Genomic DNA, 23,478 nt, shown 5'->3' with positions numbered 1-23,478 from the left:
ATGAATCGTTCCGAACAAATTTGCGCAGCCTTGCGCAGCGCCATCCTTGAGCGTGCTCTGTTGCCGGGCATGAAACTGCCGGAAGATTCGCTGGGCGAACGCTTTGGGTCGAGCCGGACAATCGTGCGTCAGGCACTGGAACGGCTTGCGGCGGAAGGGCTGGTCGAACTGCGGCGGAACAGGGGGGCTGTCGTAGCGACGCCCAGTCTGGAAGAGGCGCGGGATCTGTTTGATTTGCGGTGCCAGATCGAGGATCTGGTCGTGGCCCGGCTGAGCGCCGAATTTTCCCAGAAGCACCTTGATGCTCTGAACGCGCATCTCGACAAGGAAATTGCCGCCGAAAAGGGCCCTGAGCCCGTATCCATCCGGCTTGCTACCGAATTCCATATTCTCATGGCGCAACTCACGGAAAGCCCGGTGCTGATCCGCTATGTGGAAGATGTCGGCTATCGATGCGGACTGACGCTGGCGCTCTATTCCCGTCCGCATTCGACCGATTGCGGGATCCAGGAGCACCGGGAGATCATAGACGCCCTGTCCAACGGCGATGAGGCTCGTGCCCGGGATCTCATGCGTCACCATCTGGGTGCCGTGGCCGACCGGGCGCTGATCAAGTCCGAAAACAAGGGCCAGGGCATCTATCTCGATGCCCTGGAGCCATATGTCCGTGCTGTTCGTGGAGACGACTAGGCTCAGGCCTCGATGCCCATGCGGGTGAGAATTCGCTCCGCGCTGTCGTTCCAGACATCCATCTTTGTAATCTTGCCATCATTCACTTCGAACCGGTCGACATACCGGTTGCCTTCGAAGGCGGTTCCGTCCGGCCATTCTCCGAAAAGCGTTCCGACGGAATAGACGACGACACCCTCAGCGCCGCGGGCTACGTCGAAACGGTCCATCTTCTTTTTCACCCACTTGTACCGCATGGCATTGAAGCCGGTCGGGCCGGAGGGATGGTTGAAGACCCGTCCGCCCGTGAAGGTGATGGTCACATGGTCTGCCACATAGGTCGCGGCGAGGTCCGGATCCGGTTTCATGGAAGCGTCAAGATAGGCCCTGACAATCTCGGCTTCTTCGGGAAGCGTGTCTTTCTTTTCATCCAGCATGGGGTCGTCCTCTTAAAGATGCGTCCACTGACCATAAATCTTGCCCGGTTTTTTGCATGCAAATTTTGTATGCAAATATTGCATGCAATTTAAGCGCTTGTCCGGTTCGAACGAGGGCATGCTTGCGTTCTTTCCCGTTAAGTATCTGAAATATATGAAACTCGCCAAACTGGCCCCTCGCTTGCTTTTGATGTGGTGTTCGGACGTGTCGTCCGGAAAACCAGAGGAGCCGTTCATGAAATCCGCTTGCAAATTTCCGAAGGTGACACGCCGCGTCCTGATGTCGGGCGCCGTCGGCCTTGCCCTGGCCACCAGCTTTCCGGCCTTGGCTGCCGATTCGATCAAGATCGGCCTTGTTGCCGCCCTCAGCGGGCAGTCCGCCAAATCCGGACAGGCAATCACCCGTGGCCTGACCATCGCAATTGACGAAATCAACGAGAAGGGCGGCGTCCTGGGCAAGCCGCTTGAACTTGTCAGCCGGGATGATGAGAGCAACCCGGGCAAAGGTCTCGTTGCCGCCCGTGAGCTTGTTCAGCGCGAGGGCGTTGCAGCCCTGATCGGCGGTCTGGATACGCCGGTCTCCTTCGCCATCGTACCATTCGCCAACCAGTCCAAAGTGCCTTTTGTCGGACCGTGGGCCGCCGGTACCGGCATCACCAAGAATGGTGCCGAGGAGAATTACATTTTTCGGGTTTCCGCCGTCGATGAATATGTCGATGAAGCGATCACCGAATATCTGGTCACCAGGTACGGATCAAAAAAGCCGGGCATGATCCTCATCAACAACCCGTGGGGGGAATCCAACGAGAAGGGGCTTTTGAAAGCGCTTGAGAAGCGCGGTATGGAACATGCCGGTATCGAGAAGTTCGAATCCAACGATGTCGATGTGGTGCCGCAGCTCACGCGACTGAAGGAAAACGGCGCGGATGGCCTGTTCGTCGTGGCAAACGTCGCTCCGACCGCGCAGGTGGTGAAATCGCTCGACCGGATGGGCTGGGATGTTGCGATGGCATCGCACTGGGGCCCGGCTGGTGGACGGTTTACCGAACTGGCCGGCAAGAGCGGCGAGAAGCTTCATTTCATCCAGACCTACCTTTTCCGGGAAGGTGACGCGAAGGGCGAAGCCATGTTCTCGAAGCTTCAGGAAAGCTTTCCTGAAATCAAGACAATGGCCGATGTGACCCCGGCGACCGGTATCGCCAATGCTTATGACGCCATGCTTCTGCTGGCGGCAGCCATCGAAAAGGCCGGTTCCACGGATGGTCCGGCGATTCGTCAGGCAATGTACGACATCGAGAATATCGAAGGCCTGATCAAGACCTACGCGGATCCGTTCTCGCCGGAAGACCAGGACGCCATTGCACCTGAGGACTATGTCTTCGCGCAGTTCGTCGAAGGTGAAATCATCCCGATCCTGGATTGATGACACAACCTCCCGCAGCAGGGCTGCGGGAGGTTTCTATCCCTTCGGATCGACCTGATCTCGTCTCTTCTGCCAGGACCCACCCATGACCCTCTTGATCGCCGCCCTTGTCACCGGCATCGGCCTTGGAAGCATGTACGGGCTGATCGCGCTCGGCTTTCAGATTACCTATTCCGTTTCTTCCACCGTCAATTTCGCGCAGGGCAGTGTCGTCATGCTCGGTGCGGTTCTTGGTTTCGTCTTTACCGAAAGACTCGGCTTGAACTGGATTGTCGCCTATGTGCTCGCGATCGCCTGCTGCGGACTTTTCGGTGTACTGGTCGAAATTCTGCTGGTGCGGCCGTTTGTGGAACGCAACTCGGAAGCCTGGCTGATGGCGACCGTTGCAGGCGGTATCTTTCTCGACAACGCCGTTCTCTTCAGCTTTGGCAATGAACCTCGGACGCTGTTCTCACCCCTGGCTCAGACGACCTGGCAGTTTGCGGGAACGGGCATCTATCCGCAGCAACTGCTTATTCCGATCGCGGCAATTGGTGTGGCGATGGCGTTGCATTTCCTGTTCCGGAAGACCTTGCAGGGCAGGGCCTTGCTTGCGGTTGTCCAGAACAAGCAGGCTGCCCGGCTCATGGGCATCAACACCACGAGCATGGTGTCCGGGTCCTTTGCGATTTCGGCCATGCTTGCCGGAAGCGCCGGACTTTTGATCGCACCGTTGTTTTCCGTGCATTCGGACATGGGAACCCTGTTCGGGCTCAAGGCCTTCGCGGTGGCGATCCTGGGCGGCATGACGTCCGCTGCCGGCGTCATGCTGGCAGGCTTTCTCTATGGGGTTACGGAAGCCCTGGTGACGACCTATCTGGGCTCGTCTTCCACCTACATCGTCGTCTTTGCATTGATCATCCTGGCGCTGACCCTGAAGCCGGACGGTCTCTTCGGACGTCCCGCCGTGAAGAAAGTCTGAGGACGCGCCGTGCCTTTAATGAACCAGCGAATTCTTCTCGACGGTGCATTGCTCGCCATGACCATCGCAGCCTGTGTGATGGCTGTGACAAGCGGCGGCTACACACAGTTCGTCATCGGCCTCGTGGCAATCACCACCATTCTCGGGACCGGCCTCAATGTTCTTTACGGTCTGACCGGGTTGGTTTCGCTCGGTCAGGTCGGGTTCTTTGCTATCGGCGCCTACGGCGTTGCGGTGATGACCCTGTCAGGATTGAGTTTCTGGATCGCACTGCCCTTGTCCGCGCTCGTCGCAGGATGCGCGGGTGTGTTGCTCGCGGTACCCGCCGTCCGCATGGCCGGACCGTTCCTGGCGATGGTGACCATTGCCTTCGCCTTCATTGTCGAACATGGCGCAGTCGAATGGCGCTCGCTGACAGGTGGGCAAAATGGCCTCATGGGTTTTCCGATGCCGGAACTTCTTGGCTTCGTGTTCACCGAGCGGGAGCTGGTGTTGCTTTCCATCCTGCTCGCGGGGCTGTCGCTCTATCTGTTTCGCCGGCTGGCGGACAGCGGATGGGGCATGGCGATGACCGGTGTACGGGATGCGGAAACGGCCGCCGCGTCGCTTGGGTATCGTCCCTTCGCGGTCAAGGCGGCCGCCTTTGCCATCGCTGCTGCGATGGCCGGACTGGCCGGAGGCCTGTTTGCACCGCTGATGATGTTCATCGCGCCGAGCAATTTTCCGTTCTCACAGTCGATCCTGTTTCTCTTTGCGATCCTGATCGGCGGTGCGGGCACAGTGCTGGGGCCTCTGGCAGGCGCATTGGTAACTGTCCTTCTGCCCGAGTTCCTGTCAGATCTTGCGGAATACCGGCTGCTGTTTTTCGGCGGGTTGCTTGTTGGTGTCTTGCTGATTGCGCCTCGCGGACTGGTCGGCACCGTGGCAGCTTTCATTCCCAGGACCAGCCGAAGCGTAACACCTGTTTCCACCGCAGACGTTGAGCAATTCCTGAAGCGAGGACTTTCCGCCAGCGCGCTTGAGATCGCTGACCTCGGTATTTCGTTTGGTGGCGTTCGCGCTGTGGATGGGGTCAGTTTCCGGATTGTACCCGGCGAAGTGACGTCGATCATCGGTCCGAACGGTGCAGGCAAAACCACCGTCCTCAACATGATCGGCGGGTTCTACCGGCCGTCGCAGGGAAAGATCCTGCTCGGAAGCAAGGATCTTGCGGGACTGCCGGCACATGCGGTCGCCCGTTCGGGAATTGCCCGAACCTACCAGACGACAAAGCTTTTCGAGAACCTGACTGTGCTCGCAAATGTCGTCTCCGGCCTCGGGCGCGGTGCATTCGGCAATCCATGGTCCGATATTCAGTCGCAAGACCGCCTGTCGCTGGCCGCAGGTCTGTTGCGCTATTGCGGTTATGAAGGAGACCTCGACAAGCGGGCCGGTGACCTGCCTCATGTTGACCGCAGACTGGTGGAAATCGCACGGGGTCTCGCTCTCAGGCCCGATATCCTGCTTCTGGACGAACCGGCAGCCGGGCTCATGCGCGCCGACAAGGACAAGCTCGCAACATTGTTGCGGGACATTGCGGATCTCGGGCCAGCGGTCGTGTTGGTGGAGCATGACATGGAGCTGGTCATGGGGATTTCCGACCGGATCCAGGCGGTGGATGCCGGCAAGCCGATTGCCTTCGGCTCTCCGGCGGAAATCCAGGCGAATGAAACCGTGATTGCAGCTTATCTCGGGACCGGAGGAACTACGGACTTCCCGCGTATCCAACCGCTTCTGACGGAAGAAACGCCGGTTCTGTCTACATTGAAGCTGACTGCTGGATATGGGGCCGCACCGGTTTTGAAGGGGGTGTCGCTCAAGGTCCGTCCGGGAGAAATGGTAGCGCTGCTTGGTGCGAACGGTGCTGGAAAGTCGACGTTTCTTTCCGCCGTTTCGGGCCTTCATCGGCCCGTTTCCGGCAGCATCATTCTGAACGATGAGCAGACACAGGCCATGCAGCCGCATGAAATGGTTGCACGTGGTCTGGTGCTGGTTCCCGAAGGCCGACAGGTGTTTCCGGAGCTGACGGTTCGCGAGAATATCGAACTGGGTGCCTACAAGAGACATTCGGACATGAACAGCTCCGAACTGGAGGGTCACCTGAAAAGATTTCCGCGTCTTCGTGACAGGCTGCACAGCCGCGCCGGGCTCCTGTCGGGTGGTGAACAGCAGATGATGGCGATTGCCCGGGGCCTGATGGCAAAGCCCAGGGTCCTGCTTCTGGACGAACCTTCGCTCGGACTGGCTCCTGCCATGGTTGAGGAGCTTTACGCGATCCTTGGCGAACTGCGCGATGAAGGCATCACCATCCTGCTGGTCGACCAGATGGCAACGCTGGCCCTGGCGGTCGCGGATTACGCCTACGTGTTGGAACAGGGACAGATCGTGATGGAAGGCAAGGCAGCGGAGCTGGCATCGGATCCGCGGTTGACAGCGGCCTATCTCGGGGCTGTCAACGAAGAGGACACTCGCATGGAGGCGAGGGTATGAGTGGGTTTGTGATTCGGAACGTCCTGCTGGAGGGCGGCAATTCGGCAGTCGATGTTGCGGTCAGCGGTGGAAAGATTTCCGCAATCGGCGCGGACCTACAGTCAGGTTCCGAACACATGAACGGCAATGGCGTTCTGCTGGTGCCGGGATTTGTCGAGAGCCATCTTCATCTCGACAAGGCCTGCATTCTCGACCGGTGCCGAAACGAGACCGGCACGCTGGAAGGGGCGATTTCCTCAGTCGCCGAGGCCAAGAAGGGATTTTCGGAAGACGATGTCTATGACCGTGGGCGCAAGGTTCTCGAAAAGGCGATTGTCCAGGGTACCAATGCCATCCGCACACATGTGGAGATCGATCCGGGGATCGGGCTGAAAGGCTTCCATGCCATTCGGCAATTGAAGCAGGATTTTGCCTGGGCGCTGGACTTGCAGATATGCGTCTTCCCGCAGGAAGGGCTTCTCAACAATCCGGGAACCGCCGAATTGCTGGAGGGAGCGCTTTCCGGCGGTGCTGACCTGCTTGGCGGTTGCCCCTATACGGACAGCGATCCAAACGGCCAGATCGCCTGCCTTTTTGCAATGGCTCGACGCCACGATGTGGATCTCGATTTTCACCTGGATTTCGACCTCGATCCGTCCTGGCGTCATCTTGATGAAATTGCCCGGCAGACTTTGGCCTTCGACTGGCAGGGCCGGGTTGCCATCGGCCACGTCACCAAGCTGTCGACCCTGTCGCGAAAGGATCTTCTGGAGGCGGTTCGAATTCTGAAAACCGCCGAAATCGCGCTTACCGTGCTGCCGTCGACAGACCTTTTCCTGATGGGCCGCGAAAGTGAAAGTCTGGTGCCGCGCGGGGTCGCGCCGGCGCATGTCTTTCACCAACACGGCGTCTGCTGCACGGTCGCAACAAACAACGTGCTCAATCCGTTCACGCCCTACGGTGACTGCTCGCTGCCACGCATGGCCAATCTTTACGCCAATGTCCACCAGCTCGGATCGCCCGAGGACCTGGAGGCCTGTTTCGACATGGTGACAGCTGCACCGCGACGGCTGATCAACAAGGCCCACGGGATCGAGGTTGGGGAAGATGCTACCTTTGTCGCGCTGCCGGCCTTGAACGGAAATCAGATCGTTTCGGAAATCGTCCGGCCGGTGTGGGGCATGAAGAACGGCAAATTCACCTTTGAGCAAGCTCCGGCGAGGTTGATGGAGCCGTCCGCAGAGGTGGGCATGTCGGGGGAGCTCAGGGCACTTCGTATTCCCTAGCTGCCCCTGGTCGTGGCGGTTTGCGAAGTGGTGCTGCCGCGTGTCCGCATGGCAGCCCGTTCCTTCATGTATTTTTCGGCTTCGATCATGTGGCCGCGCATGATCATCCGGCACAGCTCGGCGTCGCCCGCTTTTATCGCCCTTAGCAACTGGACCTGATAGTGCAGGCCGGTTTCCCGAAGGGCGGGGTTCGGTTCCTTGTAGATCGAGCGGCAAACGGTCATGTCACGCAGGAGACTGAGCAGAAAGGAACAGGTGAAGGCCAGGATCGGGTTTCTGCAATGCCGGGCCAGTTCCTCGTGAAAATCGAGTTCCGCCAGCCGTTGTGTGTATTCTTCTTCTGCGGTTTTCGGTTCGTCCTCGTAAAGCCGGATGCAGCCTTGCAGGGCCTTGAAGGCGTCGTCGGTCAGCGTTCCGGCAACGGAGGCGGCAAGCTCCGGTTCTAGCTGTTTTCTGAGTGTGTAGATGTCGGCAATGGTCGGCTGGTCGAACAGGAACAGATTGTCCAGCATTCGAATGGCTTCGCCCGGTTCCACCGAAGCGACGAACACACCGCCGCCAGGGCCGCTGCGCGTCGAGATCAGGCCCTGGAACTCCAGAACCTTCAGCGCCTCCCGCAGAGATCCCCGGGACACCTTGACCGCTTCGGGCTGCAGCCATTCCGCAGGAACCCTGTCGCCGGGGCGCAGTCCGGCCTCGACGATCTGTTCACGGATCTGCTGCGCAACCATGTCTGGCCGCCGCAGGCGTTTCCGTGTCTTGGGATCTGTCGCTCCTTCGGGAATTCTCATAGCCGGTTAAACTGCAATGCCTTGTTTTCGGGAAGCCTATGCCTTTCCGAGTGGGTGATAGCAAGCCGCAATGTGGTTGTTGCCGCCTTTGGCCTCGTTCGGTGACGGTTTGCCGGCAACGCAGATATCGGTGCGGTGTGCGCAGCGTGCGGCAAAGGCGCAGCCTTCTGGTGGATTGTAAGGATCAGGCAATTCCGCCGAGGCATCTTCCGACATCAGATCGTGCCGACCGGGTGCGGGTGCGGAGCGCATCAGAAGGTCCGTATAAGGATGGAGCGGCTTGCGGAAGATCTCTTTGGCAGGGCCAAGCTCGGCCATCCGGCCGAAGTACATGACCGCCACCCGGTCGCTGACGCTTTCGACCACCGACAGGTCATGGCTGATGAAGATATAGGTGAGGCCGAAGTCGTCCTTCAGCTTGTCCAGCAGGTTCAACACCTGGGCCTGCACGGACACATCCAGGGCGGACACCGGCTCATCAAGCACGATCAGCTCCGGTCCTGCCGCCAGCGCACGGGCAATGCCGATCCGCTGTGCCTGGCCACCTGAAAATTCATGCGGATAGCGCTCCAGGAACTCCGGCGCCAGGTTGACCGCCTGAAGAAGTTCGGCGAGACGCTCCTCGCGGGCAGCTCCATTCAGATTGGTCAGATGCTTGAGCGGAGCTTCCAGGATCGTGCGGATGGTCTTGCGCGGATTGAGAGAGGCAACCGGGTCCTGAAACACATATTGGACCTTGCGGGCAAGAGCGTTCCGGTCCTTCTTCGCAAGCCGTGTCAGGTCTTCGCCGTTGAAGGTAATTGAACCGGACGTCGGCAGGTCTAGCCCCACCACGAGGCGGGCGAGCGTGGACTTGCCGCAGCCGGATTCGCCGACAACCCCCAGGGTTTCGCCTTTCTTGACATCCAGGCTGAGGCCCTGAACCGCGTGGACGGCCGGCAGGTGTCCGCCGAAGAGCTTCCGTCCACCACCGAAAACGCGCTCGACATCCTGAATGGCCAAAAGTGCTTCGGTGTCCATCGGAGCGTGGTTCCTTTCGGTCATGCGGTCGCTCCGGAGTTCAGCGGAAAGAGGCAACGGACACCTCGGGTTTGCGAGGACATTTCAAGGTCGATCTCTCCGGTGCGGCAGGACGCCTGTGCGTGCGGGCAGCGCGCTGCAAAGGCACAGCCGTCCGGCAGATTGTTGACCACGGGTGGGCGACCCTCAATTGCATCCAGACGCCGCTCCGGTTCTCCCAGAACCGGCACACATTCAATCAGCTTGGCGGTGTAGGGATGGCGCGGGTTGGCCAGAACTTCTTCCGTCGTTCCCGTTTCGACGATCCGGCCCGCATACATGACCGCTACCCGGTCACACAGGGCGGAGACGACACCGAAGTCATGGGTGATGAAGAGGATCGCCGCATTGCGTTCCCGGCGCAGACCGTTCATCAGCGTCAGGATCTGCGACTGCACGGTCACGTCGAGCGCGGTTGTCGGTTCGTCCGCAATCAGCACCTTGGCATCGTTCGCCAGTGCCATGGCGATACAGACCCTTTGGCGCATGCCACCGGAAAGTTCGTGCGGATAGGCGGAGAGTCGTTCCTTGGCATTCGGAATGCGCACCAACGACAGAAGCTCGATGGCCTTTTCCCGCGCTTTTGAGCCGGACATGGGCTGGTGGGTGGTGATGGCTTCGGTCAATTGATCGCCAACGGTAAACAGCGGGTGTAGCGTCGATAACGGATCCTGGAAGACATAGGCGACCGAGCCACCTCGAAGATCCCGGATGCGCCGGTCGCTTGCGGCAAAGAGGTCCTCACCGTCCAGATAGGCCGCGCCGCCGGATATTCGCCCGGGAGGTGTCGGCACAAGCCCCATGATGGACATGGCGGTGACCGATTTTCCGGAACCGGATTCTCCGACGATACCCAGGCATTCGCCTTCTTTCAGGTTCAGATCGACACCGCCGACAGCTTTGTAAACCGAACTGCCGATCTGGAATTCCGTACGCATCTGCCGAACATCCAGGACACCGCCCTTTTCGGACGGTGCGGGAATGTCATCAGCCTTCCTGTGTACAGCCGTGCGCGAGACCGGCCTGGTCAGGGACCCGGCGCGCAGGCGCGGGTCGAGGATGTCACGTACCCCGTCGCCAAAGAGATTGATGCTCATGACCAGCGCGAAGATCATCAGCCCTGGGATGATCGATACATGAGGTGCGGTGAAGAGGATCTTGCGCCCTTCACCCAGCATGGAGCCGAGGTCGGCCTGGGGCGGCTGCGCGCCAAGGCCAAGGAAGGAAAGGCCGGCCGTTTCCAGGATCATCCAGCCGACGGTGGTCGACATGGTGATGACGATGACCGGCAACACGTTAGGCAGAATTTCCAGAAACAGGATCTGCACCGGTGACTTGCCGGACAGCCGTGCCGCATCGACGAATTCCCGCCGGGATAGCCCAAGCGTGATGCCGCGGATATTTCGGGCAAAGAAAGGGATGTTGACGAGGGCAATGGCATAAAGCGCGTTGAGCAGGCCCGGGCCAAGCACGGCGACAATGGCCAGCGCCAGCAGGATATAGGGAAACGCCATTACCATATCGATGCCGCGCATGATCAGCGTATCCGTTCGCCCACCCGCGTATCCCGCAACCAGCCCCAGGAGCGAGCCGAAAAAGGCGGCGATGATCGTGGCCGAAAGTCCGACAGCGAGGGACACGCGCGTGCCCCAGATCAACCGTGACAGGATATCCCGGCCGAGATGATCGGTGCCGAGCAGGTGGCCCTCGGTGAAGACCGGCAGGAGACGATCCGCAGGCGCGGTGACGTCCGGGTTCGCCAGCGGCAGGATCGGCGCTGCCAGAGCGATGAGACAGATCAGCACCAGGACAATCAGGCCGCTGGTTGCCAGCGAATTGTTGAGCAGCAGCGCCACTGTTCCAGGACGAGAGGACTTGGGCTTCGCTTTCGACGGGGCGCTCATGGTCGTGTCACTCATCAGCGCAACCTCGGGTCAAGAATGGTCTGCACCACGTCCGCGAGCAGATTGAAGAGAACATAGGCGGCCGCAACCACCAGAACGCCGCCCTGAACCAGCAGCAGGTCGCGGGTGGAAATGGCGGTCACGAGCATGGAGCCGATGCCGGGCCATTGAAACACGGTCTCGATATAGACCGCGCCGCCGATGACGAAGCCTGCCTGGATACCGATGACCGGCACGACACCGACCAGAGCGGACTTGAAGGCGTGCTTGTAGATGACCTTGCGCTCCGACAGGCCCTTGGCACGGGCTGTGCGGATGTAGTCCTGCCTCAGGACTTCCAGCATGGCGGTGCGTGTCAGTCGGGCGATGACACCGGTCGCGACCACCGAAAGCGTCAGGGCGGGCAAGGTGAGATGATGAACCAGGTCGGGCAGGTCACCGCCGCCATAAATGGCGTACATGCCAGAGGCGGGGAACAGACGCAGGTTGACCGCGAAAACAAGGATAAGCAGTAGTCCAAGCCAGAAGGACGGCGTGGAAATGCCGATAAGCACAAGCAGCGTGATGACCTTGTCGGCCCAGCCATATTGACGGACCGCGGACACGATGCCTGCAAGCAAGCCAAATATCGAGCACAGGACAAGCGACGTGCCGGCCAGGATAAGCGTTGCCGAAAAACGCTCCATCACTTCATCCAGCACCGGGCGGTTGAGCGTGTAGGACCGGCCGAGATCGCCCTGGAACAGGTTGCCGATCCAGATGACGTATTGTTCGAACAAGGTCTTGTCGAGACCGAGGTCGCGGTTGAGCTTGGCGACGTTTTCCGGTGTCGCATAGGACCCGAGGATGGCTGTTGCCGGATCGCCCGGGATCATGGCCATGATCAGGAAGACGATGATCGTCAGCCCGAACAGGACGGGGATGGCAGCCAGCAGACGCTTGGCGATATAGGCAGCCAATGGTCTCTCCCTCTTTCTGAGTGCGCAGCCTTCCGGTCCGGATCTGATCCAGAAATTCAGGCCTTGATTATCCCTAGTCCCTCATCCTGAGGAAGCGCGAAGCGCTGGCTCGAAGGATGGGCCACTTGCCCGGGAATATGCCGCCCATCCTTCGAGACGCGCGAAAAAGCGCTCCTCAGGATGAGGTCTTGTGGTGGCGCTATGCTTGCCTTGGCAACTCACGAACTCCCGGAAAGATCCGGATACGAAAATCCCGGCAGACCTTTTCATGGCCCGCCGGGAAAGGCTTCGTCTTACAGAGGTTTCTTCACCTTCTGAAGCATCAGGAAGAAGGACGGCTGCAGCTTGAAGTCTTCGACCGATGCCTTGGTGACGGCATTCTGTTTCCAGTTGGCGACGAAGACCCAGGGGGCGTCCTCCTGGACGATTTCCTGCATTTCCTTGTAGAGCTTGGCGCGCTCGGCCTGATCGGTTTCCTCGCGGGCCTTTTCCAGCAGTTCGTCCACCTTGGCGTTGGAATAGTAGCCGGAGTTGAAGCCGCCCTGTTCCGGCATGGCTTCAGTGCGCAGCGCCAGGAACGGCAGGGTGTCCGGATCGTTGGTCATCCAGGCCATTTCCGCCATGGCGGCCTTGCCCTGAAGCCCCGGGTTCACCTTGCCGAGGAAGGTGTTCCACTCATAGGTTTCGATCTTGACCTTCATGCCGACGGCCTGGAGATCGGCCTGGATGGCCGTGCCCATGGCAATCGGGTCGAGCATGCCGGAACCGCCTTCGGTGACGTAGAAGGTGATTTCCTCGCCGTTATATTCGGCTTCCTTGAGGAGTTCCTTGGCCTTTTCCGGATCATACGGATAGGGCTCCAGGCTTTCGTTATAGGCCCAGGCAAAGGCCGGCGGGGTCGGGCCGGCGGCAACTTCGGCGGTGCCTTGCAGGATGTTTTCCACCAGCGCCTTCTTGTTGATGGCGTAGTTGGCGGCCTGGCGCGCAGCCTTGACGTCGAACGGTGCTTCACGGGCGTTGAGGATCAGGAACCAGACGTGAGGTCCTGCCTGTTCCAGCACCTTGAAGGTAGAATCGTCCCGGAACTGTTGCAGGCTGTCGGGCGGCACTTCGACCATTACGTCCAGCCCGCCGGAGAGCATTTCGGCAATGCGCGTGTTGGCGTCGGTGATCGGGCGGTAGATCAGCGCTTCAAGTTCTGGGGCACCGTCCCAGTAGTCTTCGTTGCGGATGGCAACAACCTTGGCGTTGGCGTCCCACTCGGCAAACTTGTAGGCACCGGTTCCGGACGGATGGCGGCCGAAATCCTTGCCGTATTGCTTCACGGCCTCGGGGGAGACGATCAGCCCGGTCGGGTAGGCAAGGTTTGACAGGAACGGCGCATAGGGGGCGCTGAGGTTGAAGGTGACGGTGGTTTCGTTGTCGACGACCACGTCTTCCACGGTGGAGAAGAAGAACGCCAGCGGGAAGGGGCCCGTATCGTGATACGGGTTTTCCTCGTTCAGCATTCGGTCGAAGTTGAATTTCACCGCTTCGGCGTTGAAGGGCGAGCCGTCATGGAACTTGACGCCTTCACGCAGCTTGAAGGTGTAGGTCTTGCCGTCGTCCGAAATGGTCCAGCTTTCTGCCAGGGACGGTTCGACTTCAAGCGTACCGTCCTTATAGCGGACCAGACCGTCATACATGTTCACCAGGATGCGGAAATCGTTCACCGCTGTCACTGCGTGCGGGTCGAGCGACTTGGGTTCCGCGATCTGGCCGACGACCAGAACATTTGGTGGAGTTTGCGCCTGCACCTGGGGTGCAAAGGCGAGGAAGGCCGAGGCGAAAGCCGCGGCTAGGAACTTTTTCATGACCATTCCCCTCGTTGTTTCTGACGAATAATTAATCATGATTAATTGCAAAGCTGCAATAATTATTTCATATTTATTTTCGCTCGAGGGTTGCGCCCTTGATGCCAGATAAACGCTTAAGTGCTGATAATTAGGGGGAAACAAGGATGCCGCAGCAAGCAATCCGTATCGATCCGGAGCGCCTTAAAACGCTTCTCAACGGAGTGAATCGCTTCGGCTTTGTTCCCGAAACCGGCGGTTACACACGCCCGGGCTTTAGCCGCGTCGACCTGGAGTGCCGGGACTGGTTCGAGGCGCAAATGAAGGCTGACGGTCTGACCGTCTGGAGAGACGGCGCGCTCAACCTGTTTGGCCGTTACGGACCTGCGGATGGGCCATGCGTCATGGCCGGATCGCATCTCGACACCGTGGTCAACGGCGGTGCCTTCGACGGCTCGCTTGGCGCCTGTGTTGCGCTGGAATGCGTCCGCTCCATGAAAGATGCAGGAATTACGCCTCGCACCGCAATCGAAGTGGCCGCCACGTCGGAGGAAGAAGGCCGTTTCGGCGGCATGCTCGGCTCCCAGGCCATCGCCGGTGCCATCACGCCCGCGTGGATCGAACAGGCCGTCGACGCCGACGGCATCCGGCTGCGCGATGCCATGACCGGTCTCGGGCTCGAGCCGATGGATATTCTGAAAGCTGCCCGTCCGGCCGGGTCGGTCGAAGCGTTTCTGGAACTTCATATCGAGCAGGGGCCAGTTCTGGAAGACGAAGGCCTGCCGATCGGAATTGCCGAGGAAGTGTCTGGTGTCTGCTACATGGAACTGGAACTGACAGGCATTGCCAATCACTCCGGAACGACGCCCATGCACCTGCGAGCCGATGCCTTTGCCGGGCTTTCCGAACTTGCCGGAACTATCCCGGACCTTATCCATATGCACGGTACCGACCAGAGCCGGTTCACTATCGGTCATGTCGAACTTTTGCCGAACCATCCGCACACGATACCAGGCCGTGCGGTCTTCTCGGTGATTCTGCGCGACACCTCCGAAGAGATAATGGTCGGTCTGAAATCGCGTTTCCTGGAAAGTGCTGACATTGTCGCCAATCGACATCGTCTGACATTGCACAAGAGCGAAAGAAGCTGGTTGTCTCCGGTTTCGTTGGATAGCGAGCTTGCCGACAAGCTGGTCAGCCTTGCCGAACGTCATGGTTTGCCGGCACGGCGCATGCCGTCCGGAGCCGGGCACGATGCCCAGACAATGCAGTCTTTCTGCCCTTCCGGACTGATCTTCGTTCCAAGCAAGGCTGGTATCAGTCACGCCCCTGAAGAACACAGCGACTGGTCGGATATCGAGCAGGGGGCGAACCTCATGCTGAAGGCGTTGATCGATCTGTCCGGCTGACCCGTTCGCTGGTGCCGGCCAGCTTCTGCAACTTTCGCTCTTTCAATGCCGCGCGGGCTCGGCTAGGCTTTTCAAAAGTAAAGCATATCGTTCTTGGCGGGCGCGCCGCCGCAAGTGTTGGTTACAGACAGTCCCTATCCATTTTTCAAAGGGGGTGCCATGGTCGCTGTTCTTCCCGGACAAAGGGTCCGCGCTGCCATACAGTCCGCCGCAACGGTTGGCCTGATATGCATTCTCCCATTGTTGCAAGGCTGTGCGTTGTCCGACGCTCCGGTGCTCTTTCCCAAGGGGCCGATTGCGCTGGCGGAACGGGATCTGCTTTTTGCCGCATTCGGCATCATGATGATCGTGGCGATCCCCGCGATTTTGCTTACACTCCTGTTTGCCTGGCGGTATCGCAAGCGCAATGGCAGCAACGCTGGTTACGCGCCGGAGTGGGACGGATCTTGGGGTATTGAAGCAGTGGTCTGGCTGGTTCCGGCGGCAATCGTGATTGTCATCGGAACCATTGTCTGGGACGCGACCCACAGGCTGGATCCCTACAAGGCACTTGCTTCCGACAAGCCGGCCTTCAAGGTGCAGGCCGTGGCGCTCGACTGGAAATGGCTGTTTCTCTATCCCGAGCTCGGCACGGCTAGCGTCAACGAACTTGCCTTTCCCGCTGACCGGCCGCTGACCATCGAGATCACATCCGACACGGTCATGAACTCGCTGATGATTCCAGCACTCGGCGGCCAGATCTACGCAATGGCGGGCATGCGCTCCGAACTCAACCTGATTGCGGACGGTCCAGGCACATTCAACGGCCGCAACACGATGTATTCCGGCGACGGTTTCTCCGACCAGCATTTCAAGGCACATGCCCTTAATGAGGCGGATTTCGCCGCCTGGAAGGAAAAGGTGACGGGGTCGACAGACGTTCTGGATGCCAAGACCTATGTTGACCTGCACAAGCAGAGCGTTGCCGATCCCGTGCGTCATTATTCGTCTTTCGAGCCGGATCTCTTTTCCATCATCCTGCGCAAATACGCGCCGATTGTCGGCCCTTACGAAAGCAAGGCCGCCGAACTCATCTGCCGGGGGGCTGTTTGATGCTGGGACGTCTGACTGTAGAGGCTCTGCCGTTCTATTCCTGGGTGGCCATGGGTGGAGCGGCCGTTACCGTTTTCGGCGGGGTTGCCGTGTTCCTGCTGATCACCTGGCTGCGGGCCTGGAAAGTCCTCTGGACCGATTGGCTGACAAGTGTCGATCACAAGAAGATCGGCATCATGTATGTGGTGCTTGCCCTGGTGATGCTGGTGCGCGGTTTCGTCGATGCGCTTATGATGCGGGCACAACAGGCCTTCTCGCTGAATAGCGAAGGCTATCTTCCGCCGGAGCATTTCGAGCAGATCTTTTCCTCCCACGGCACCATCATGATCTTCTTCGTGGCCATGCCGTTCCTGACCGGATTGATCAACATCATCGTGCCGCAACAGATCGGCGCGCGGGATGTTGCCTTTCCGTTCCTGAATTCGGTCAGCCTTTGGATGACCGCAGCCGGTGCGGGGCTGGTGCTCGTATCGCTGGTTGTCGGCAAGTTTTCGGAAGCCGGCTGGACCGGTTATCCGCCTTATTCCGGCATCGAATACAGCCCGGGTGTCGGGGTCGATTACTGGCTCTGGGCACTGATCACCAGCGGCGTGGGAAGCACGCTCTCAGGCATCAACTTCATCGTCACCATCGTCAAGAACCGCTGTCCGGGCATGACCTACATGCGCATGCCGATGTTCACATGGACGACACTGTGCATTTCCATCCTGATAGCCTTTGCCTTCCCGGCATTGACGGTGGTCGCCGGACAATTGACGCTTGACCGGACGCTTGGCTTCCACTTCTTCACCAATGGTGACGGCGGCAACATGATGATGTTTGCCAACCTGCTGTGGATCTGGGGGCATCCGGAGGTCTACATCCTGATCTTGCCCGCTTTCGGCATCTTTTCCGAAGTGGTGGCCACGTTCTCGCGCAAGCGGCTGTTCGGCTATACGTCGCTGGTCTATGCGACCGCGTGTATTGCACTTCTGTCCTTTACCGTGTGGCTGCACCATTTCTTCACGATGGGGTCGTCGGCCAATGTCAACGCCATCTTCGGGATCGCAACGATGATCATCGCGGTGCCGACAGGCGTGAAGATCTTCGACTGGCTGTTCACCATGTACAGGGGCCGGATCGAGTTCCACACCTCCATGGTGTACACGATCGGTTTCATGGTGACCTTCGTCATCGGCGGCGTGACCGGGGTTCTGCTGGCACTGCCACCCGCCGACTACCTGATGCACAATTCCACCTTTCTGGTGGCGCACTTTCACAACATGCTCATTCCAGGCGCGCTGTTCGGATACTTCGCCGGGTTGAATTACTGGTTCCCGAAAGCCTTCGGGTTCAAGCTCGACGCCAAGTGGGGCATCAGGTCCTTCTGGTGCTGGATCATCGGCTTCTATCTCGCCTTCATGCCGCTCTACGTACTGGGCTTCAAGGGTATGAGCCGACGGATGGAACACTACGCTGATCCGACCTGGCAGCCCTACCTGATCGTGGCGGCAATCGGGGCACTGTTCGTCCTGTGCGGCATCGCCTGTATCGCGATCCAGCTCTATGTTTCAGCCAAGAAATGGGGATCGGCCCGGGACATCACCGGAGACCCGTGGAACGGGCGCACACTGGAATGGGCGACGTCTTCCCCGCCGGCGGCCTATAACTTCGCGGTTTTGCCGGAGGTCACGGACATCGACGCCTTCCATGACATGAAAATCCGGGGTGAGGCCTATCAGCCGCCGCAGCATTACGAAGACATCGTGATGCCGAAAAATACCTGGATCGGCCCGGTACTCGGTGCACTGGCCTTTGCGCTCGGCTTTGCGTTCGTCTGGTATATCTGGTGGCTGGTTGCCTTGTGCTTCGTGCTCTCCCTCATCTGTGTCGGCATAAGGGCGTCGGACGACAACAGCGAGTTCGTACTGCCGGCAGCAGAGGTCGCGCGGATCGAGCGTGATCGACTGGCGCAGATCTCGCCGGCTGACATGCATGACATGCGCGATTTTGTGCCGCGCGGTGCCGCCTCTGGCGCACCGCTGCCCGGTACGGTTTAGGGGGAGGGGCCGATGTCTGCTGCAACCATCCTGGAAGAAGAAGAAAAGCACGCCCTTCATTCGAGAGAATTCGGGTTCTGGATCTATCTGATGACCGATGCGGTCATCTTCGCTTTGCTATTTGCCACTTACGCGGTTCTTTCGAATAACTCCGCGGCGGGACCGACATCGAATGACCTCTTCGATCTCAGCCGTGCTGCCGTTGAAACCGGCTTGCTGCTGGTTTCCAGTCTGACCTTCGGGATGGCGAGCATTGCCCTGATGAGCGGCCGGAAAGCCCGTGTGATCCAGTGGCTGATCGTCACGCTGCTGCTCGGGCTCGGGTTCCTGGCGATGGAGCTGAACGAATTTGCGGGCATGATCGCAAAGGGTGCCGGACCGGACGTGAGTGGTTTTCTCTCCGCCTTCTTCACGCTTGTGGGCACACATGGTCTGCATGTGGCTTTCGGGTCGCTCGGTATTGTGGTGATGATCGGCCAGTTGATGGTCAAGGGCCTGACACCTCCGGTGCGCTCACGCCTTATGAGGCTCGGGCTTTTCTGGCATTTTCTCGACATCGTCTGGATCGGGATCTTTTCGGCAGTCTACCTGCCGGGCGTTCTATAGGGGGCACACATGAACCATTCCGCTGAACGCAGCCTGTCCACTTATCTGACCGGATTCGTACTTGCCGTTGTGCTGACCGCCATTCCCTTCGCTCTTGTCTGGGGCGGGTTGCTTGGGGGCACGGCCGTCTATGTCGTCATAGCCGTTGCCGCAGTGCTGCAGGTACTCGTTCATCTGGTGTTTTTTCTGCATATCGACTTGAAATCGACCCCGGCTGAAAATCTGTTTTTTCTGGCCTTTGCAGCGGTGCTCATCTTCATCATGGTGGGGGGCAGCCTCTGGATCATGATGGATCTTCATCACCGGATGCAATGAAACATCGGTCGTTTCCAGCGTGCTGACGGTCAGGCACGGCGCGACCGATCACAAGGAGAAGCGACATGTCACAGATAAGGAAATGGCTGTTTGGTGCCTCTATCGCAGTGGCGTCGGTGACGGTTGGAGCTCATGGTGCACTTGCCGATTGTCAGGCCGACATCGACAAGGTTGAAAATGCCGTGACCCATTCCGAGCGTGACGGAATCGACATTACTGTCGTGGAGAAGATGCGGGCCCTGCTTGACGAGGCCAACAAGGAACGGCATGCAGGCAACGAAGCCAAATGTCAGGAACTGATCAATCAGGCAAAATACATCGGTGATGTGGAATAACATGCGTCAGCCGAAGTGCCGGTTGGTGCCGGGACAGCGCAGACATTTCCGGAAATGATGCTTCAAATCATGAACTTGGCCGATCCAGGATGACATTGTCCCAGGACATTGCGATCGTGGGTGCGGGAATTGCGGGCTCGATCGCTGCCTTGGAACTGGCCGACCGCGGCAACCGCATTGTGCTTTATGACGCTGCAGGGGAGCCGCTGACTGCGGCTTCCTTCGTCAATGAAGGCAAGATCCACCTCGGGTTCGTTTATGGTGGCGACAGGTCGGGCCTGACAGCCCGGCGAATGATCGATGGCGCGCTTCAGTTCCGGTCCATCGTGTCCCGATGGGTGGGGCAGGACCTTTTCGCGTCTTCCGTCACGCGGCCATTCGATTATGCCGTTCCGGAGGGATCTCAACTTTCCGCAAGAGAGGTCGAACAGCACTTCCAACTGGTACAGGAAATCCTGTGCGAGCAGCTGAGCGCGCGAAATGCCGACTATCTAGGCGAAGTGGATCTGCCTTCGTTCCACCGCCTGATATCGCACCCTTATGGTTCGGAAGCGGGAAGGATCGAGGCAGCCTTTGCGACGCCGGAACGATCCGTCGACACCCACATCATTGCCGGTGCTCTTCGCGCTGCGGTCCTGACGCACCCGCTGATCGACTTCCAGGCCAACCACAAAGTAAACCGTTTTGTCGCAAGCCGGTCCGGCTGGCAGGTTGTCGGAGAAAACGGAACGGACGGCCCCTTCGGCCGAGTGCTCAATGCTGCCTGGGGGCAGCGTCGCTTTCTGGATCATGCCAGCGGTTTTCCGGACGATGACACCTGGTTCCTGCGCTACAAGATGGCGGTTCTGCTGCCGGATTGCCTTGAATACCTTGCCAATGTCACGTTCATGCTGGGACGTTATGGAGACTTGGTGCGCTATGATGCAGGCAGGGTGTATCTGTCCTGGTATCCGGCGATGATGCTTGCCAGCACGCGAGACCTGTTGCTGACGGCCCCGAAAATTACGCCTTCCAGAAAGGTCGAGATCGTTCGCGAATCCGTTGCCGCAATTGCTGCCTATTATCCGGAGGTTGCTCAATATCTGCAGGTGTCCGAGATCGATGAAGCAACGTTGATTGGGGGAATTATTGACGCAAGAGGCGCCAGTGATATCGATGATCGCGTGAGCGATCTGCACAAGCGCAGCAGAATTGGGCCCAGCCACCTGGCCGAAGGTTATTGCAGCCTCGATCCGGGCAAATATACGACTGCGCCGATGCTGGCCCTTGAAGCGGCAAATGACCTGGCCCTCGCGCGTCAGATTTACAAAGTTTCCTCCCTGTGAGCTTTCCTTCAATTCGGTTTCGGCGCCGGCCACGACTGACGATCTGCATTCCGGCCTATCGTCCGAAGGCATTTCTCGAACGGGTGCTGTCATCGCTCGAGGACCAGGCCTTCCGTGACTATCACATCGTCATTTCGAACGACGGTGGCTTTGACCGCGAAGTCTTTGAACCATTCCGGCGTTTGGCCAATGTCAGTGTTCGCCACCAGCCGGTTCGGCTTGGCTGGGTGGAAAACACCAATTGGCTGATCAGAAGGGTCAAGACGCCATATTTCGCTATCCTGCCCCAGGACGATACTGTTGAGCCGGACTATTACGCGGCGCTTGTCGACTTATTGGAACAGACCCCGGCGGCCGGAAGCGCCTGTTCCGCCATCCAGACGGTCGGCAGGCCGGATGCACACGTTATCCGCTTCAAATCCGTGACGGGAGATCTGGAAACGCGGATCAGGCAAGTGTTCGGAATGAGCTATGCCGGTGTCAGTTTCCGGGCGGTCAACCGGTCACCGGCAAGACTGCGCGACCTGACCGTTCCCGGAAACCGTTTCGACAACATGTTCGCTGACAGCGCATGGATCGTGCGCCAGGCGGTACAGGGAGAGATGCTCTATCTGGACCGCCCACTCTACAAGAAGCTCTATCACGACGGAAATACCCACATGGGCTGGCTGGAAACCCCGGCCAAAACCCTTGCACTCGCCTGGACACGTTATTGCCAGCAGATGGCAATCTACGCCGCCAGGTCCATGACAGACGATGCACAGCGCGAAGCCATATTCGATCTTGCCTGCGAGCGGGCATTTTCCCGCGATTCCGGCGTGAGGCCATTGGCTGTGGGAACGGCATTCGACGTGACATGGAACGAGAGTGAGCAGGAGGTGAGACGAGCGCGGATGAGAAAATCTCTCCGCCGGTCGTTACAACAAAGACAGGGCGGATGGAACGCGTGGCGGAACTACAGGCGCCACCTCGACTGAGGAATACGCACCTGCACGTGCCGAAGGCATGGCACGTGATGGAAACACAGACAGTTTTGGGAAAATGGTGCCGGCAGCAGGATTCGAACCCGCGACCCCGAGATTACAAATCACGTGCTCTACCAGCTGAGCTATACCGGCGCCGGGAAAGGCTTCTACCAGATTGGGCGCGCTTGTCCATGCCCTGATCTGCATTTTTCGATTCTGATTCCGGAAAATCCTCTAAATCGTTCTTTTCGTTCGGGAAACTGCGTAGTCGCTGTGGATAGTCAAGTGCCGCTGTCCCGCCGGTTTGCCTGATCTCTGGCGCAGGTGGTTTTTGATTCCACGGGGCGCATGTTAGTTCCTGTCGGAGGTGGAGGCGTTCGGGAGGTGAAGAACATGGCATCAGACTGGTCTGTCAGGCGTATCGCTGTTGTGTTGCTCTTCGTTGTCGGACTGTTTCCGGCAGCTTCCGTCAAAACGCTGGCGCATGACATCACGTCGTGCAAATGCGATGCCGCCTGCTATACCGGGGAAGTCAGCAACCTGGCATGTTCGGGCGGCAAAGCGCGGTTTTCGTCCAACGGGCTGCCGGGCCCCGAAGACCCTCTGATGCGCGGTATCCTGGCGACGAACCAGCAGTTTCCTTCCGTGCATCATTACGAATACGAGATACTTCTGGACCCGGCTCTTGCGCGCCAGCCGACGAAAACGGGGGCTGGACCGGTGGGGGTTGCGGTCAATGGCGTGCCGATCTTCGATCCAAGCACGCAAGGCCCGGCCGACCGGAAAACCGGCAAACGCCCGAATGCGTTCGAATCTGGCGAACTGGATGTTTGCGGCGGTCACGCAGGGCGCGGCGACGACTATCACTATCACATCGCCCCCAAGTGCCTGATCGAGGATCTGGGGAAGGACTGGGTCGAGGTGAACAAGAAGCCGGTCGGCTATGCAATGGATGGTTTTCCGATTCTCGCACTGGGCTGGTTCGACAAGACCAATGCGGTTGAAGACAAGCTGGATCCGTGCCGGGGAATGAAGGACGAAACCGGAAACTACTTTTATAATGTCAAAACCACGTCGGGATGGGACGTTCTCAACTGCCTGTCAGGCCGCCCGCAACATTTTGCCCGCGATCGATGGCAGCATCGGCTCGACCGAACGGGAATGGAAATAACCGGCATCCCGATACGGTTCGCGATCAGAGATTCATCCCGCAGCAGGTTCGGCAGTGATGCGTGCCATGTCATGACTGGGATGCTGCAAGGAGAGCAGGTTCTTGAGACCGATGGAAGGGCGCGCCGGATTTCCGCGAAGGAGGGCAGCCTCTTTTATTGCAACAAGGCGTGCTACGGCCTCTTCTTTGAAGCGGACAAGAGCCGGGCGTTCCGTGGGCGGGCAATCTATTACGACTATGTAGCCTCCGGGTGTCCGAGCGGGTTCGACGTTTCCGGGCTGAAGACCTTCTTGCCATATGAAGGTCCCGCGCAATCCCGCAAGGGACCTCCGCCGACAGGGCGATAACTTGGATGGCTTGCGTGCACGCAGATTTGCACGCATAAATTGGCG

20 protein-coding genes and 1 tRNA gene are annotated in these 23,478 nt (G+C 59.0%); 14 read left to right on the top strand and 7 right to left on the bottom strand.

The window, feature by feature from the left end; genetic code table 11:
* Entirely contained in the window at window positions 1-690 is a 690-nt protein-coding gene (locus tag ACYQ54_RS01980) for a GntR family transcriptional regulator (protein ID WP_460078809.1), read from the top strand.
* A gap of 2 nt (window positions 691-692) precedes the next feature.
* On the opposite strand, the gene ACYQ54_RS01975 is transcribed toward ACYQ54_RS01980, so the two are convergent.
* Window positions 693-1,106 carry a nuclear transport factor 2 family protein gene (locus tag ACYQ54_RS01975; RefSeq protein ID WP_460078807.1) on the bottom strand — a complete coding sequence of 138 codons (414 nt, stop codon included), beginning with the start codon at window positions 1,104-1,106 and terminating at the stop codon, window positions 693-695.
* A 235-nt stretch (window positions 1,107-1,341) separates the two neighbouring features.
* Between ACYQ54_RS01975 and ACYQ54_RS01970 the strand changes: the two genes are divergently transcribed.
* The 4 genes from ACYQ54_RS01970 (at window position 1,342) to ACYQ54_RS01955 (ending at window position 7,284) form a co-directional block, all read left to right on the top strand.
* Complete coding sequence (locus ACYQ54_RS01970) at window positions 1,342-2,529, top strand: ABC transporter substrate-binding protein (protein ID WP_460078806.1); 1,188 nt, start codon at window positions 1,342-1,344, stop codon at window positions 2,527-2,529.
* Between the two features lie 85 nt (window positions 2,530-2,614).
* On the top strand, window positions 2,615-3,490 hold the full coding sequence (locus tag ACYQ54_RS01965; protein ID WP_460078804.1) for a branched-chain amino acid ABC transporter permease: 876 nt from the start codon (window positions 2,615-2,617) through the stop codon (window positions 3,488-3,490).
* An 18-nt stretch (window positions 3,491-3,508) separates the two neighbouring features.
* Window positions 3,509-6,019 carry a branched-chain amino acid ABC transporter ATP-binding protein/permease gene (locus ACYQ54_RS01960; RefSeq protein WP_460078802.1) on the top strand — a complete coding sequence of 837 codons (2,511 nt, stop codon included), beginning with the start codon at window positions 3,509-3,511 and terminating at the stop codon, window positions 6,017-6,019.
* A complete protein-coding gene (locus ACYQ54_RS01955; protein ID WP_460078799.1) occupies window positions 6,016-7,284 on the top strand; it encodes an amidohydrolase family protein in 1,269 nt (422 codons plus the stop codon). The genes ACYQ54_RS01960 and ACYQ54_RS01955 overlap by 4 nt, the downstream gene beginning before the upstream one ends.
* Here the strand turns inward: ACYQ54_RS01955 and ACYQ54_RS01950 are convergent.
* The 5 genes from ACYQ54_RS01950 to ACYQ54_RS01930 all read right to left on the bottom strand — a co-directional run bounded on the left by ACYQ54_RS01950 (window position 7,281) and on the right by ACYQ54_RS01930 (window position 13,850).
* Complete coding sequence (locus tag ACYQ54_RS01950) at window positions 7,281-8,015, bottom strand: FadR/GntR family transcriptional regulator (RefSeq protein ID WP_460078798.1); 735 nt, start codon at window positions 8,013-8,015, stop codon at window positions 7,281-7,283. The two genes, ACYQ54_RS01955 and ACYQ54_RS01950, sit on opposite strands and share 4 nt — an antisense overlap.
* A gap of 96 nt (window positions 8,016-8,111) precedes the next feature.
* Entirely contained in the window at window positions 8,112-9,119 is a 1,008-nt protein-coding gene (locus ACYQ54_RS01945) for an ABC transporter ATP-binding protein (protein WP_460078796.1), read from the bottom strand.
* Window positions 9,116-11,053, bottom strand: coding sequence for a dipeptide/oligopeptide/nickel ABC transporter permease/ATP-binding protein (locus ACYQ54_RS01940; RefSeq protein ID WP_460078795.1), 1,938 nt, complete (start codon window positions 11,051-11,053; stop codon window positions 9,116-9,118). The genes ACYQ54_RS01945 and ACYQ54_RS01940 overlap by 4 nt, the downstream gene beginning before the upstream one ends.
* A complete protein-coding gene (locus ACYQ54_RS01935; RefSeq protein WP_460078792.1) occupies window positions 11,053-11,997 on the bottom strand; it encodes an ABC transporter permease in 945 nt (314 codons plus the stop codon). Before ACYQ54_RS01935 ends, ACYQ54_RS01940 begins: the two co-directional genes overlap by 1 nt.
* A 293-nt stretch (window positions 11,998-12,290) precedes the next feature.
* Window positions 12,291-13,850, bottom strand: a complete 1,560-nt coding sequence (locus ACYQ54_RS01930) for an ABC transporter substrate-binding protein (protein ID WP_460078790.1) — start codon at window positions 13,848-13,850, stop codon at window positions 12,291-12,293.
* Between the two features lie 146 nt (window positions 13,851-13,996).
* Between ACYQ54_RS01930 and ACYQ54_RS01925 the strand changes: the two genes are divergently transcribed.
* The 8 genes from ACYQ54_RS01925 to ACYQ54_RS01890 all read left to right on the top strand — a co-directional run bounded on the left by ACYQ54_RS01925 (window position 13,997) and on the right by ACYQ54_RS01890 (window position 21,927).
* Window positions 13,997-15,238, top strand: a complete 1,242-nt coding sequence (locus tag ACYQ54_RS01925; RefSeq protein ID WP_460078788.1) for an allantoate amidohydrolase — start codon at window positions 13,997-13,999, stop codon at window positions 15,236-15,238.
* Between the two features lie 159 nt (window positions 15,239-15,397).
* The gene (gene cyoA / locus ACYQ54_RS01920; protein ID WP_460078786.1) at window positions 15,398-16,330 is read left to right on the top strand and encodes a ubiquinol oxidase subunit II; all 933 of its coding nucleotides are present in this window, start codon (window positions 15,398-15,400) and stop codon (window positions 16,328-16,330) included.
* The gene (gene cyoB / locus ACYQ54_RS01915) at window positions 16,330-18,369 is read left to right on the top strand and encodes a cytochrome o ubiquinol oxidase subunit I (RefSeq protein ID WP_460078785.1); all 2,040 of its coding nucleotides are present in this window, start codon (window positions 16,330-16,332) and stop codon (window positions 18,367-18,369) included. Before cyoA ends, cyoB begins: the two co-directional genes overlap by 1 nt.
* A gap of 12 nt (window positions 18,370-18,381) precedes the next feature.
* On the top strand, window positions 18,382-18,975 hold the full coding sequence (gene cyoC / locus ACYQ54_RS01910; protein WP_460078783.1) for a cytochrome o ubiquinol oxidase subunit III: 594 nt from the start codon (window positions 18,382-18,384) through the stop codon (window positions 18,973-18,975).
* Between the two features lie 9 nt (window positions 18,976-18,984).
* On the top strand, window positions 18,985-19,290 hold the full coding sequence (gene cyoD, locus ACYQ54_RS01905; RefSeq protein WP_460078780.1) for a cytochrome o ubiquinol oxidase subunit IV: 306 nt from the start codon (window positions 18,985-18,987) through the stop codon (window positions 19,288-19,290).
* 65 nt (window positions 19,291-19,355) lie between these two features.
* Window positions 19,356-19,625, top strand: a complete 270-nt coding sequence (locus ACYQ54_RS01900) for a hypothetical protein (RefSeq protein ID WP_460078779.1) — start codon at window positions 19,356-19,358, stop codon at window positions 19,623-19,625.
* 89 nt (window positions 19,626-19,714) lie between these two features.
* Entirely contained in the window at window positions 19,715-20,950 is a 1,236-nt protein-coding gene (locus tag ACYQ54_RS01895; RefSeq protein WP_460078777.1) for an FAD-dependent oxidoreductase, read from the top strand.
* The gene (locus tag ACYQ54_RS01890; RefSeq protein WP_460078775.1) at window positions 20,947-21,927 is read left to right on the top strand and encodes a glycosyltransferase family 2 protein; all 981 of its coding nucleotides are present in this window, start codon (window positions 20,947-20,949) and stop codon (window positions 21,925-21,927) included. Before ACYQ54_RS01895 ends, ACYQ54_RS01890 begins: the two co-directional genes overlap by 4 nt.
* A gap of 65 nt (window positions 21,928-21,992) precedes the next feature.
* Here the strand turns inward: ACYQ54_RS01890 and ACYQ54_RS01885 are convergent.
* Window positions 21,993-22,068, bottom strand: a tRNA-Thr gene (locus tag ACYQ54_RS01885).
* A 240-nt stretch (window positions 22,069-22,308) separates the two neighbouring features.
* Between ACYQ54_RS01885 and ACYQ54_RS01880 the strand changes: the two genes are divergently transcribed.
* On the top strand, window positions 22,309-23,433 hold the full coding sequence (locus ACYQ54_RS01880; protein WP_460078774.1) for a YHYH protein: 1,125 nt from the start codon (window positions 22,309-22,311) through the stop codon (window positions 23,431-23,433).
* Window positions 23,434-23,478: the final 45 nt, after the last annotated feature.

The sequence above is a fragment of the Roseibium sp. LAB1 genome (assembly GCF_054658235.1).
The sequence above is the reverse complement of the archived record's forward strand: the minus strand, read 5'-3'. Positions and strand labels throughout refer to the sequence as shown.